We start from the raw sequence: 13,682 nt of genomic DNA on the forward strand, positions 1-13,682 counted from the left end.
ACAACGTCCACCCCATGCTCGATGCTCGCCGAGCCGCAAGCCCCACCACGCTCCGTCCCCTCTGGAACCCCGACGAGGGCTACCTCGCCGTCGAGGCCCGGATACTCGCGCACGGCGGCCGGCTGTACGAGACGGTCGTAGACGCAAGCCACCACAGCTCCCGTGGCTCCCCGAGGCCGCGTTCGCGTCGACGGGCTCCAATTCCCCGGCCCTGGTAGGGGTGTCGGCGGTCCTCGCCCAACTCCTCACCGCCACCCTGCTGGCCTCCCTCGCCCGCCGCCGCTGGGGCGACGAGGCGGGCCGCACGGCCGCGCCCATGTGGTGCGCGGACCGACACCGATGGGGGCGGCGGCTACTGGCCGGCCGGTGCGAGGAGGCGGGCGAGGTGGACGGAGTGGTGCTGTACGTCCCGCTAGGCGGGCCGGACTGACCGAGGCCCGGCGACCTCCGCCCCCAACTCCACAACCCTGCGCCGGAGTTCACGATCCGCGGTCACCACGAGCACGGCCCTCCCCACCGCGCCCGCCACCAGCTCGACCATGTGATCGTCCCCACTCCCGGGCGCCGACTCCACCCGCACACCCGGCACACCCGCCACGCCACGAGCCGCGCCCTCGACCACCAGCACGATTTCCACGGGCCCGACGCGCCCCGGCACCCCACCCACAGCCAGCCGATCACGAAGCCGCTCCGCGGCCCCCCGCCGATCCCGCCACCACCCATCGGGCACCGACCCGACGACGTTCGCGGCATCGACGATCACGAGCAGGGGATCGCTCTCACTCATGCGGCAAGGTTCGCACAGCCACCTAAAGAACCGACCACCCAAGGGGAAGCCGCCGGAGGCAGACAGCCGCACCAGGCGCAGACACCGCGAGGGACGGCCCCGCCAGCCGCCCCCCGGTACGTATCACTCCGCCCCTGGCTTCTCCTCGAAGCTCGCGAAGTAAGCGGCGGCCATGTCTTCCTCCCCGTGCCCCTGCGCGGCGGCCCGTTCCAGCCGCTCCGCACTGGCCTCGGCCACGTCCAGCCGGACGCCGTTCTCGCGCCCCGCCTCGACGATGAGGCGGGCATCCTTCGCGGCCGTGGTCACAGCGAACGAGGCCGGCGACAACTGGCCACCCAAAATCAGGCCCGCCTTGGCCTTCAGATAACCCATGTCCAGCGGGCCCCCGGCGATCAGGTCGAAGAAGGCCTGCGGGTCGACGTCCAGGGCCGTGGACAGGGCCAGGACCTCGCCGGTCGCGGCAGTCGCGGCGAGCACCCAGCTGTTGGCCACGAGCTTCAGCCGCGTCGCACTCCCGGCGCCCCCGTCCTCGCCGGTCCACAGGGTCCGCGCACCCACCGCGTCGAACACCGGCTCCACCACCGCCCGCCCCTCGACCGGCCCGGCGGCCAGCACGGTCAGCTGCCCGGCCTCCGCGGGCTGCCGGGTGCCGAGCACGGGGGCGTCGTAGAAGAGCAGCCCGTGCTCCTCGGCGAACGCGGCCAGCCCGCCGATCGCCCCGATACCGGCGGTGGTCGACTGCACCCAGGCGGCGCCGGGACGCAGCGAGGCAGAGGCCTCGCGCATGACATCCAGGGCGGCGGGACCGTCGTACAGGATGGTCAGGACGACATCGGCGCCCTGGACCGCCTCGGCAGGCGTGTCGGCAACGTGGGCGCCGTCGGCGGCGAGCGGTTCGGCCTTGGCGCGGCTGCGGTTCCAGACGCGGACGCCGTGTCCCGCCCGGGCGAGGTTACGGGCCATGGCGGCACCCATGATGCCGGTACCCAGAACGCTGACGGTGAGCTTGGAGGTCATGAGATCGGCTTCCTGATCGCTTCCGATACCTGCGTACTTGCTCAGACCCAGCCTGCCCCTTCCACCCCACTCCGCACTCCCCAACCACGAAGGCGGATCGGCCGCGAACGCAACAGGACCGGGTCGGGCCGCCACCACGCACCCGCAGTCGCGAACGCACGGGAGCGGGTCGGGCCGTCCCACGCACCCGCAGCCGCGAACGCACGGGAGCGGGTCGGGCCGTCCCACGCACCCGCAGCCGCGAACGCACGGGAGCGGGTCGGGGCGGTACGGCGCAACCCGCCGCTTACGTGGCTAATTGGGCTCGTTCCCCTCCCGACCCACAGCAGTACCGTCGGCGGCGGGTTCGCCGTACCGCCCCGACCCCGACCCACCCACGACCACCCGCCCCGCTTAGAGTGAACTGGTGAACGGCGACTGGCTCCTCCGCGGCCGTGACGGCCGGCTCAGTGTCTACCTGCTGTCCGACGACGACGCCGTCCTGTGCCGCGCCGAACGGGCACCCGGCGGCCCCTGGTCGCCCCCACACACGATCGGCGGCGACCAGAAACTGCACACCGAGGCCGCGGCCGCGGTCGGCCGGGGCACCGACGCATACGGCCATCTGGTCGCCTGGCGCCCCACCGTCTCCGGCGAGGCCGGCCTCGTCCACTCGGTCCACTTCCGCCCCCGCCTCGCCGCCCTCGACTGGGCCCCGATCGGCCACCCCGACAAGAAGGGCAAACGCACCGGCCCACCCGCCGTCGCGGTCGACGCCGAGGGCCGCGCCCACGTCTTCGTACGCAACAAGGCCGGCGGCGTGAGCATGGTCGCGCAGAAGGCGAAGGGCGGCTGGAACCCGTGGCGCGACCTCAAGGGGAGCGAAGTACAAGCGGAGTTGGCAGCCGTCACGGCGGAGTCGGGCCGCGTCGAGCTGTACGCGGCCGTCCCCGGCGGGATCCTGCACTGGCGCCAGGAAGAGCCAGGCGCGCAGCCGGCCCTGGAGGAGGCCATGGAGGCCCCGGTCCGCCCGGACACCCTGTACGCCCTGGCCACCTCCCCGGACGCCACCACGCTCTTCTACACCGACGACTCCGGCGACCTGTGCGCCTGGCGCCCCGGCGGCAAGCCCGTCACCCTGCTGCCCTCCGCCGGCCCCGGCCCGGTCAGCGCAGTCCGCTGCGAACTCGACGGCCACGACTGCACGTTGGTCGCCCAGCGCTCGGCAAGCGGCCGGGTCGCCTTCGCCGCGTACCCCACGGAGCAGGAGTCGGCGGGCGCCTGGTGGGCCGAGTCGGGCCCCGCCCTCCCCGCGGACGCCACGGTGTCCCTGGCGGTGGACGAGGACGACCGCGTGGTGGCGGCAACGTTGTCCCCGTCAACCGGCCAACTCCTGGTCACCCGCAGAAAGAACGAACCGGGCCTGGCACTGGAGGCATGGCGGAAGGTGTGACACCCCTTCCTGAGCGGTGGCACAGCCGCCCAGGGCATCTGTCCGACCGCCACCACCGGCTCGTCCTGCCCAACAACAAGGGACTCGACGACCTCGTCGTCAGGGGCAGCGGGGACACGCCCCAGTCCCAGCTCCACGTGGTCCAGGTGGCCGAGGATCCGAGCAACCCGCCCGCCGCACTGGGCGGTGGCTCCCTCTACGCCAAGAACGGCGCCCCGCACCCGAGCAACTCGTCGCCGACTCCGAATGACAGAGGGCCTCCGCCCGAAGGAGGAGGCCCTCTTCACCGTCGTAGGAAGAACACTTACGCGGGAACCGACGCCAGGCCCGGAGCCAGGAACTTCTTGCCGTTCACGCGCTCGGAGACACCCTCGCGGTCCAGGTACGGCGTGATGCCGCCCAGGTGGAAGGGCCAGCCGGCGCCCGTGATCAGGCAGAGGTCGATGTCCTGCGCCTCGGCGACGACACCCTCGTCGAGCATGAGCCCGATCTCCTGGGCGACGGCGTCGAGGACACGGTCCCGGACCTGCTCCTCGGTGAGCACGGAGTCGCCCTGCTTCAGCAGCGCGGCGACCTCCGGGTCCAGCTCCGGCTTCCCGGAGTCGTACACGTAGAAGCCGCGCTTGCCCGCCTTGACGACGGCCGCGAGGTTCGGGGAGACCGTGAAGCGGTCCGGGAAGGCCCGGTTGAGGGTCTCGGAGACGTGCAGACCGATCGCGGGACCGACCAGTTCGAGCAGGACCAGCGGCGACATCGGCAGACCCAGCGGCTCGACCGCCTTCTCCGCGACCTCGACCGGCGTGCCCTCGTCGATGACGTTCTGGATCTCGCCCATGAAGCGGGTGAGGATGCGGTTCACGACGAACGCCGGGGCGTCCTTCACCAGCACCGCGGTCTTCTTCAGCTTCTTGGCGACGGCGAAGGCGGTCGCGAGCGACGCGTCGTCCGTCTGCTCGCCGCGCACGATCTCGAGCAGCGGCAGGATCGCGACCGGGTTGAAGAAGTGGAAGCCCACGACCCGCTCGGGGTTCTTGAGCTTCGACGCCATCTCCGACACCGAAAGCGAAGACGTGTTCGTGGCGAGGATCGCGTGCGCCGGGGCGACCGCCTCGACCTCCGCGAACACCTGCTGCTTGACGCCGATCTCCTCGAAGACGGCCTCGATGATGAAGTCGGCGTCGGAGAAGCCCTCGGCCTTGTCCAGCACACCGGTGACCAGGGCCTTGAGGCGGTTGGCCTTGTCCTGGTTGATACGGCCCTTGCCGAGCAGCTTCTCGATCTCGGCGTGGACGTAGCCCACACCCTTGTCGACGCGCTCCTGGTCGATGTCGGTGAGTACGACCGGCACCTCCAGGCGGCGCAGGAAGAGCAGCGCGAGCTGGGAGGCCATCAGACCGGCGCCGACGACGCCGACCTTGGTGACCGGGCGGGCCAGGTTCTTGTCCGGGGCACCGGCGGGGCGCTTGCCGCGCTTCTGCACCAGGTTGAACGCGTAGATGCCGGCGCGCAGTTCGCCACCCATGATCAGGTCGGCGAGGGCCTTGTCCTCGGCGTCGTAACCCTGCTGGAGGTCGCCGTTCTTGGCGGCCTCGATGATGTCCAGGGCGCGGTAGGCGGCCGGAGCGGCGCCGTGCACCTTGGAGTCCGCGATGAAGCGGCCCTTGGCGACGGCCTGGTCCCAGGCCTCACCGCGGTCGATCGCCGGGCGCTCGACCTTGACGTCGCCCTTCAGCACCTGGGCGGTCCAGATCAGCGACTGCTCCAGGAAGTCCGCACCCTCGAACAGGGCGTCGGCGATCCCGAGGTCGAAGACCTGCTGCCCCTTGAGCTGCTTGTTCTGGTTGAGGCTGTTCTCGATGATCACCGAGACGGCCTTGTCGGCGCCGATCAGGTTCGGCAGCAGCGTGCAGCCGCCCCAGCCGGGGACCAGACCGAGGAAGACCTCGGGCAGCGAGAAGGCCGGGAGCGCCTTGGAGACGGTCCGGTACTCGCAGTGCAGACCGACCTCGACGCCACCGCCCATCGCCGCGCCGTTGTAGTACGCGAAGGTCGGGACCGTGATGTCCGCGAGGCGCTTGAAGACCTCGTGGCCGCCCTTGCCGATGGCGAGCGCGTGGTCGTACTCCTTGAGGAGCTCGACGCCCTTCAGGTCCGCGCCGACGGCGAAGATGAACGGCTTGCCGGTGACGCCGACACCGACGATCTCGCCGGCCGCGGCCTCCTTCTCGACCTGGTCGATGGCGGTGTTGAGGTTCGCCAGCGAGGCCGGGCCGAAGGTGGTCGGCTTGGTGTGGTCGAAGCCGTTGTCGAGCGTGACGAGCGCGAAGCGCCCGGCGCCGAACGGCAGGTCGAGGTGGCGTACGTGCGCGGACGTCACGACCTCGTCGGGGAACAGCTCGGCTGCACCCTTCAAAAGCTCAGCGGTGGTGCTCACTTGCTGCCTCCGTCGAAGTGCGGGTTCTCCCAGATGACCGTGGCGCCCATGCCGAAGCCGACGCACATGGTGGTCAGGCCGTAGCGGACGTTCGGCTGCTCCTCGAACTGGCGGGCCAGCTGCGTCATCAGACGCACACCGGAGGAGGCCAGCGGGTGACCGAAGGCGATGGCGCCGCCGTACTGGTTGACGCGCGCGTCGTCGTCGGCGATGCCGTAGTGCTCCAGGAAGGCCAGCACCTGCACGGCGAAGGCCTCGTTGATCTCGAACAGACCGATGTCGTCGATGGACAGACCGGCCTGCGCGAGCGCCTTCTCCGTCGCCGGGATCGGGCCGTAGCCCATGACCTCCGGCTCGACACCCACGAAGGAGTACGAGACGAGGCGCATCTTCACCGGGAGGTTGTTCTCGCGGGCGAAGTCCTCGGAGGCGATCAGCGAGGCGGTGGCGCCGTCGTTCAGACCGGCCGCGTTACCGGCGGTGACCCGGCCGTGCACACGGAACGGCGTCTTCAGACCCGACAGGTTCTCCAGCGTGGTCCCTGGCCGCATCGGCTCATCAGCCGTCACCAGACCCCAGCCGGTCTCCCCGGCCTCCGCGTTGGTCCGGCGCACCGAGATCGGCACCAGGTCGGCCTGGATCTTGCCGTTGGCGTACGCCTTGGCGGCCTTCTCCTGCGAGCGCACGGCGTACTCGTCGGCGCGCTGCTTGGTGATCGTGGGGTAGCGGTCGTGCAGGTTCTCCGCGGTCATGCCCATGAACAGGGCGGACTCGTCGACCAGCTTCTCGCTGACGAACCGCGGGTTCGGGTCCACGCCCTCGCCCATGGGGTGGCGGCCCATGTGCTCGACACCACCGGCGATGGCGATGTCGTACGCGCCGAAGGCCACGGAACCGGCGACCGAGGTGACGGCGGTCAGGGCGCCGGCACACATGCGGTCGATGGAGTAGCCGGGGACGGACTGCGGCAGACCGGCCAGGATTCCGGCGGTACGGCCGATGGTCAGGCCCTGGTCACCGATCTGCGTGGTCGCGGCGATGGCGACCTCGTCGATCTTCTTGGGGTCGAGACCGGGGTTGCGGCGCAGCAGCTCCCGGATCGCCTTCACGACGAGGTCGTCGGCCCGGGTCTCGTGGTAGATGCCCTTCGGGCCCGCCTTGCCGAACGGGGTGCGGACGCCGTCGACGAAGACGACGTCCCTGACGGTACGAGGCACGATGGCTCTCCTCCAGATGCGGGATCTGCACTGCTGCGGGGCCGCGCTGCTGAGCGCGCGCTCAGGCCCATGCTACTTATGAGTAACGTGACTGCACACCCCTGACGGCGGGAGCGGCGAAGGTCACATCCGCGGAGGGGCCGTCGACCCGCGTGGAGTGAGAACCGGAGTGGGTACGGGATGCGATCCCGGCCCGTCTCCCATGATCACGCCGAACAGCGTGCGCGCCGCGTCCGCGCCGAATCCGTGCACGTCATGTCTCATCGCGGACAGGGTCGGATGCGTCAGCCGGCACAGCTGGGAGTCGTCCCAGGCAAGGAGCGACACGTCCGCCGGCACGGTGAGCCCCATCTCCGCCGCCACCGACAGCCCCGCCACCGCCATGATGTCGTTGTCGTACACGATCGCCGTCGGCCGGTCCGCCGGTGCCGCGCTGAGCAGCGACCGGGTGGCCCGAGCCCCCGCCTCGCCGGAGTAGTCGGTGGTCACCTGCCACGCCCCGGCCAGCTCCAACACACGCGCCGCCGCGTCGAACGCGGCCGTCCGCATCGCCGTGTGCCCCAGCGCCGCCGCACCCCCCACCCGCGCGATCCGCCGGTGCCCCAGCGCCGCGAGATACCGCACGGCTTCCGTCACGGCCGTGGCGTCGTCCGTCCACACGGAGGTGAGCGAGCCCGTCAGCGAGGGGTGCCCGACCGCCACCACCGGCATCCCCAGCCGCTCGGCAGCCGCCACCCGTGGGTCGTCCGCCCGGAAGTCGACCAGGATCGACCCCCCGATCTGGCGCCCCCGCCACCACGCCTCCTGGAGCCCGACCTCCTCCTCCACGTTCCGCACCAGCCGCAGCAGCAGCGAGCAGTTCCGCTCAATCAGCACGCTCTCCACGCCCGAGACGAACTCCATGTAGAAGGGTTCGAGCCCCAGCAGCCGCGCCGGCCGGCAGATCGCCAGCCCGACCACGTCCACCCGCGACCCGGCCAGCGTCCGCGCGGTGAGGTTCGGCGCCCAGCCCAGCTCCCGCGCCGCCTCGAAGATCCGGCCCCGGGTGGCTTCCGACAACCCCGGCTTGTGATTGAAGGCGAGCGACACCGCACCCTTGGACACCCCGGCACGCGCGGCGACGTCCTTGATGGTGACGCGGGAGGTGGTCATCGGCCGGTCTCCAGGCAGTACAGGGCGGAACGGGCGGCATCGGCGTCGGGAGTCTGCCAGCCGCTCACCCCGATGGTCACCTCTTCCCCGGGCAACAGCGTCACCAGCCCCCGATCGGCCCGCGCTTCCGGGTCCAGCCGATCCGCCTGCAACAGCAGATCCCGTACGAGGGTGTGCGCCGTCACCGTCACGGACCCCGGCGCCACCGTCACATCGAACTCGGGCCGCGGATAGGGGATTTCACGGTCGGGCGAGGGAAAGTGCAGGGCCCTCAGGCCGCCGCCGTCGGCCACCAGGAACTCCTTCGGCCCCACCGGCGCCAGCTCCGGCGCGACCGCCACGGCCGTGACGCCTCGCCGATCCGCGCGGAAGTCCATCTCCCGCTCACCGATCACCCCACCGTCCACCGACATCCGCCGCAGCCGCACCGCCCCCGCCCAGGCCTGAGCCCCCTGGTTGACGACGGCCAACACCAGCCCCCGCCCCCGCACTTGAAACGTCAGCAACCGATCCGCATACACCCGCCGCAGCTCGTGATACAGCGGCTTCTCCCGCCCGTCCCCGTCCACCGCCGCCCAACTCGTCACCGGCCAGCAGTCGTTGAGCTGCCACACGACCGTCCCCGCGCACACCGGCCAGTTCGACCGCCAGTGCTCGATCCCGGCGGCGACCGCGCGCGCCTGGTTCACCTGGGTCAGATAGTGCCAGCGGTCGAAGTCGCCCTCGGGAAAGGCGAAATGCTGCTCCAGCCCCCGCCGCAGTTTCCCGTTCCCGTCGTCGGCCTTCTGGTGGTGCAGCACACCGGGGGAGTCCGGCGCGAGCTCCTCACCTGGCAGCGCCCGCCGCAGCGTCGCGTACGCGGGCGGTGCCTGCCACCCGAACTCGGCCACGAATCGCGGCACTTGAGCCCGGTACTCCCCGTAGTCGGCCCGGTTCCACACCTCCCACGAGTGGTGCGTCCCGTGCGCAGGATCATTCGGATGCCGCGCCCACGAACCGGACCACGGACTGCCCGCCGTGTACACCCGCGTCGGATCCGACTCGGCCACCACCCGCGGCAGTACGCCCAGGTAGTACCCCTCGCCCCAGGAGTCCCCGGCGAGCCGCTCCTCCCACCCCCAGTCCCGGAACCCCCACAGGTTCTCGTTGTTGCCGTTCCACAGCACCAGCGAGGGATGCGGCATCAGCCGTACGACGTTCTCCCTCGCCTCGGCCTCCACCTCCCCACGCAGCGGCTGCTCCTCCGGATAGGCGGCGCAGGCGAAGGGGAAGTCCTGCCAGACCAGCAGCCCGAGTTCGTCGCAGGCGTCGTAGAAGTCCTCGCTCTCGTAGATCCCCCCGCCCCACACCCGCACCAGATCCACACCCGCACCGGCGGCCTGCTCAAGCCGCTTCCGATACCGCGCCCGAGTGATCCGGGACGGGAACACGTCGTCCGGGATCCAGTTGACCCCGCGCGCGAAGAGCCGCTCGCCGTTGACGACGAGGGTGAACCCGGTGCCGTGCGCATCGGCCGAGGTGTCCAGCTCCACGGTCCTGAACCCGACCCGCCGCCGCCACACATCCAGCGCCTCGCCACCACCCAGCAGCGTCAACTCGACGTCATACAGCGGCTGTTCGCCGTACCCACGCGGCCACCACAACCCCACGTCCGGCACCCGAAGCCGTACGACCCCCTCGGTCCCGTCGATCTCCGCCCGCGCCCGCACCCCACCCACCGTCGCCTCGACGGCCAGCGGCACCTCGACCCGGCTCCGCTCGACCTCGACGTGCAACTCGACCACGCCCAGGCCGTCTTCGACGGTCACCAGGGGACGCACCCGGGCGATCCGGGCCGTCGACCAGTGCTCGAGGCGCACCGGCCGCCAGATTCCGGCCGTCACCAGCGTCGGCCCCCAGTCCCAGCCGAACGAGCAGGCCATCTTGCGGACGTACTGGTACGGCTCGGCATAGGCGGCCGGCCGCTCGCCGACCCGCCCCCGCACGGCCTCCGCCTCGGCGTACGCGGAGACGAACCGCACCGAGAGCCGCCCCGACATCCCGGTCACGTCGAAGCGGTAGGACCGGTGCATGTTCCTTGTCCGGCCCAGGAGTTGACCGTCGACCAGCACCTCGGCGGCGGTGTCGAGCCCGTCGAAGACCAGGTCGGTCTGCTCGTGCCCGGACCCGGCCCGCAGCTCGGTCTCGTAGGTCCACTCGCGCCGTCCCACCCAGGCGACCTCGGTCTCGCTGCGCCCGAGAAAGGGGTCCGGGATCACCCCCGCCGCCAGCAGATCGGTGTGCACACAGCCCGGCACCGCGGCCGGAAGTCCCTCCCCTTCGTGCCGCAGGACCCATCCCTCGGTGAGCGGTGTCGCCTCCAGCATGCACACTCCCTAAACCGTCGACCTAAACCGTTCGAGTCCAGTGCTCGGAAAACTTTCGACAGCCTTGGCGGAATAGGGACTTTACCGGTTAAGAAAACGTTGTCAGAGTACCGAACCAGCCAACCCGCTCGTGCTCGTCCGTCCCATGAACGTGAACCATGAACGGAGCTGATGCACATGTCCCGCCGTACAGTCCTCGCCGTCGCAGCCGGAGCCGCCCTCCTCCTCACGGCCTGCACCGGCACCGGAGGCGCGTCGAAGGGCGCGGAGGCGAAGGCCCCTGACGACCCGTCAAAAGTGAGCGGCACCATCAAGGTCCTGACCCAGCGCACCGACCTGGTGCAGGACGGCACGATGAAGAAGTACGCCGCCGAGTTCAACAGGACGTATCCGAAGGTCAAGGTCGAGTTCGAGGCCCTCACGAACTACGAGGCCGAGGTCAAGATCCGGATGAACACGGAGAACTACGGTGATGTCCTGCTGATCCCGGGTGTCGTGAAGAAGAGCGACTACCCCCGCTTCTTCGCCTCGCTCGGCAGCCAGGCGGAGCGCGGCAAGAAGTACCGCTTCACCGACTTCACCACGGTCGGCGGAAAGGTCTACGGCCAGAGTCCGATCGGCGTGAGCCCCGGCTTCGTCTACAACAAGAAGGTCTGGCGGGAAGCCGGCATCACCGACTGGCCCACCACACCTGCCGAGTTCCTCACCGACCTCAAGGCGATCAAGTCCAAGACGGACGCGACCCCCTACTACACCAACTTCGCCGCCCAATGGCCGCTGACCTCATGGACGTTCGTCAACGGCTCGCCCAGCTGCGACACCGGGGCCACCACCAAGCTGGCGGAGGGCGACCCGTGGGCGAAGGGCAGCGACCTGCGCGTCGGTGACACCCTGCTCTACGACATCGTGCACCAGGGCCTGGCCGAGAAGGACCCGACGACCACCAACTGGGAGCTGTCCAAGCCGCAGTTGGCGAAGGGGAGGATCGCCACGCAGTGGCTCGGCACCTGGGCGATCGTCCAGTTCCAGGACGCGGCGAAGAAGGCCGGGGTGAGCCCCGACGACATCGGCTTCATGCCCTTCCCGGCCCAGGTGGGCGGCAAGTTCTGCGCGGTCATCGGCCCCGACTACAACCAGGCCGTCAACGTCCACTCCAAGCACAAGGAGGCGGCCCGCGCCTGGATCGACTGGTTCACCGACAAGTCCGGCTACGACAAGGACAATCTGGCGATCTCCCCGCTCAAGGACGCGCCCCTGCCGTCCGTCCTGAAGCCGTACGAGGACGAGGGCGTGAAGTTCATCGAGCTCGACGACACCGAGGGCGCCCGGGTGAAGGCGATCGACGACCAGTCCGAGGTCGGCATCAACAAGCCCGACTACCGCCAGGACCTGGTCGACCTCGCCCGCGGCGCCCGCAAGGGCAGCCTCGACGACTTCCTCGCCGACCTGACCAAGAAGTGGACCGAGGCCCAGAAGACCGCGGGGTCCTGATGACGGACACCACCCACCAGGCTGCCGTACGAAAGGCCGCCCCGGGTCCGGCGCCCACCACGCCGGTCCCGGCCCCCGCCCCGCGCGGCACCCGCGTGTGGCGGGGCCTCACCCCCTGGCTCTTCCTCCTCGCCCCGCTCGCCTTCCTGATCACCTTCACCTACGCGCCGATCGTGAACATGCTGGCGTACAGCTTCACCGACTGGGACGGCGTCAGCCCCGAGCTGCACTACACGGGCGTCGGCAACTACACCGAACTCTTCACCCGCCCCGACCTGTTCGAGGTCTTCTGGGTCAGCGGCTACTACCTGGCGGCCTCCGTCGTCCAGATCGTGGCGGCCCTCTACTTCGCGACGGTCCTGAGCTTCGACGTCCGCTTCCGGAACTTCTTCAAGGGCCTGCTGTTCTTCCCGTACCTGATCAACGGCGTCGCGATCGGCTTCGTCTTCCTCTACTTCTTCCAGGACGGCGGCACCCTCGACTCGGTGCTCGGCCTCCTCGGCCACCACACGGACCACGCGTGGCTCGGCACCCCGGTCTCCGCGAACATCTCGCTCGCGGGCGTCTCGGTCTGGCGTTACCTGGGCCTGAACTTCGTCCTGTTCCTGGGCGCGATCCAGTCCATCCCGGGGGAGTTGTACGAGGCCGCCGAGCTGGACGGCGCGAACCGCTGGCACCAGTTCCGCCACATCATCGCGCCCGGCATCAAACCGGTCCTGACCCTCACGGTGATCCTCTCGATCTCCGGATCACTCTCGGCCTTCGACATCCCGTACATCATGACCGGCGGGGCGACCGGCACCGAGACCTTCGTGATCCAGACCGTGAAGCTGGCCTTCCAGTTCAACAAGACGGGCCTGGCCTCCGCGGCCGCCGTCGTGCTCCTCCTGATCATCCTCCTGGTGACGTGGATCCAGCGCCGACTGGTCCCCGACGAGAAGGTGGACCTCGTATGACCCGCCGAGCAGTGGCCCGCACCCTGGTCCACCTGTCCCTGATCACCGCGAGCGTGGTGGTCCTGCTGCCGCTCCTGGTCGTCTTCCTGACCTCCCTCAAGGCGGAACAGGAGACCTCGGACGACACGGGCGCGCTCACGCTGCCGCACGACCCGCTGAACTTCCACAACTACGTCACGGCGTTCCAGGACGGCCGTATGCTCTCGGCCTTCGGCAACACGGCCTTCATCCTGGTGGTCTCGGTCGCCGGCACGGTCCTGATCGGCTCGATGACGGCGTACGCGATAGACCGCTTCACCTTCCGCTTCAAGCGGCTGGTGGTCGCCCTGTTCCTGATCGCGGCGCTGGTCCCCGGGGTGACGACCCAGGTGGCGACCTTCCAGATAGTCACCAGCTTCGGCATGTTCGACACCCGCTGGGCCCCGATCGCCCTCTACATGGGCACGGACATCGTCTCGATCTACATCTTCCTCCAGTTCGTACGATCCATCCCGACCTCACTGGACGAGGCGGCCCGCATCGACGGAGCCAACGCCTTCACGATCTACCGCAAGATCATCTTCCCGTTGCTCAAGCCCGCCATAGCAACGGTGGTCATCGTGAAGGGCATAGCCGTCTACAACGACTTCTACATCCCGTTCCTCTACATGCCGAACCAGGATCTTGGCGTGATCTCGACGTCCCTGTTCCGCTTCAAGGGCCCGTTCGGCGCCCACTGGGAAACGATCTCGGCAGGAGCGGTCCTCGTCATCCTGCCGACACTGATCGTCTTCCTGTGCCTTCAGCGCTACATCTACAACGGTTTCACCAGAGGAGCGACCAGGTGAGGC

10 protein-coding genes and 1 pseudogene are annotated in these 13,682 nt (G+C 69.7%); 5 read left to right on the forward strand and 6 right to left on the reverse strand.

Features of this window, described 5'->3' with window-relative positions; genetic code table 11:
* Positions 1–41: 41 nt before the first annotated feature.
* Positions 42–346 (forward strand): annotated as a pseudogene (locus tag ACQEWB_RS37725) (glycosyltransferase); the annotation flags it as partial.
* A gap of 66 nt (positions 347–412) precedes the next feature.
* On the opposite strand, the gene ACQEWB_RS37730 reads toward ACQEWB_RS37725, so the two are convergent.
* Both ACQEWB_RS37730 and ACQEWB_RS37735 read right to left on the reverse strand, forming a co-directional pair.
* The gene (locus ACQEWB_RS37730) at positions 413–787 is read right to left on the reverse strand and encodes an NTP pyrophosphohydrolase (protein WP_432839219.1); all 375 of its coding nucleotides are present in this window, start codon (positions 785–787) and stop codon (positions 413–415) included.
* A 123-nt stretch (positions 788–910) separates the two neighbouring features.
* Positions 911–1,804: an NAD(P)-dependent oxidoreductase gene (locus ACQEWB_RS37735; RefSeq protein WP_432839221.1), complete on the reverse strand. Its 894-nt coding sequence runs from the start codon at positions 1,802–1,804 to the stop codon at positions 911–913.
* A 406-nt stretch (positions 1,805–2,210) separates the two neighbouring features.
* On the opposite strand from ACQEWB_RS37735, the gene ACQEWB_RS37740 reads away from it, so the two are divergent.
* Positions 2,211–3,236 (forward strand): hypothetical protein, encoded by a 1,026-nt coding sequence (locus tag ACQEWB_RS37740; RefSeq protein WP_432839223.1) that lies wholly within the window; start codon positions 2,211–2,213, stop codon positions 3,234–3,236.
* Positions 3,237–3,540: 304 nt separating this feature from the next.
* Here the strand turns inward: ACQEWB_RS37740 and ACQEWB_RS37745 are convergent, their stop codons facing one another.
* From ACQEWB_RS37745 to ACQEWB_RS37760, 4 genes are all read right to left on the reverse strand, one after another.
* Positions 3,541–5,670 carry a 3-hydroxyacyl-CoA dehydrogenase NAD-binding domain-containing protein gene (locus tag ACQEWB_RS37745; protein WP_432839225.1) on the reverse strand — a complete coding sequence of 710 codons (2,130 nt, stop codon included), beginning with the start codon at positions 5,668–5,670 and terminating at the stop codon, positions 3,541–3,543.
* Entirely contained in the window at positions 5,667–6,887 is a 1,221-nt protein-coding gene (locus tag ACQEWB_RS37750) for a thiolase family protein (RefSeq protein ID WP_432839227.1), read from the reverse strand. The genes ACQEWB_RS37745 and ACQEWB_RS37750 overlap by 4 nt, the downstream gene beginning before the upstream one ends.
* Positions 6,888–7,010: 123 nt before the next feature.
* The gene (locus ACQEWB_RS37755) at positions 7,011–8,039 is read right to left on the reverse strand and encodes a LacI family DNA-binding transcriptional regulator (protein ID WP_432839229.1); all 1,029 of its coding nucleotides are present in this window, start codon (positions 8,037–8,039) and stop codon (positions 7,011–7,013) included.
* Positions 8,036–10,405, reverse strand: a complete 2,370-nt coding sequence (locus tag ACQEWB_RS37760; RefSeq protein ID WP_432839231.1) for a glycoside hydrolase family 2 protein — start codon at positions 10,403–10,405, stop codon at positions 8,036–8,038. The genes ACQEWB_RS37755 and ACQEWB_RS37760 overlap by 4 nt, the downstream gene beginning before the upstream one ends.
* A 177-nt stretch (positions 10,406–10,582) precedes the next feature.
* Here ACQEWB_RS37760 and ACQEWB_RS37765 point away from each other — a divergent pair, with 177 nt between their 5' ends.
* The 3 genes from ACQEWB_RS37765 to ACQEWB_RS37775 are packed head-to-tail and all read left to right on the forward strand — an operon-like array spanning position 10,583 to position 13,679.
* A complete protein-coding gene (locus ACQEWB_RS37765; protein ID WP_432839233.1) occupies positions 10,583–11,896 on the forward strand; it encodes an extracellular solute-binding protein in 1,314 nt (437 codons plus the stop codon).
* Positions 11,896–12,852 carry a carbohydrate ABC transporter permease gene (locus tag ACQEWB_RS37770; protein ID WP_432839235.1) on the forward strand — a complete coding sequence of 319 codons (957 nt, stop codon included), beginning with the start codon at positions 11,896–11,898 and terminating at the stop codon, positions 12,850–12,852. The genes ACQEWB_RS37765 and ACQEWB_RS37770 overlap by 1 nt, the downstream gene beginning before the upstream one ends.
* Positions 12,849–13,679, forward strand: a complete 831-nt coding sequence (locus ACQEWB_RS37775) for a carbohydrate ABC transporter permease (RefSeq protein ID WP_432839237.1) — start codon at positions 12,849–12,851, stop codon at positions 13,677–13,679. Before ACQEWB_RS37770 ends, ACQEWB_RS37775 begins: the two co-directional genes overlap by 4 nt.
* Positions 13,680–13,682: the final 3 nt, after the last annotated feature.

The organism is Streptomyces sp. CA-249302 (assembly GCF_050936785.1).
In the GTDB taxonomy this organism is placed as follows: domain Bacteria; phylum Actinomycetota; class Actinomycetes; order Streptomycetales; family Streptomycetaceae; genus Streptomyces.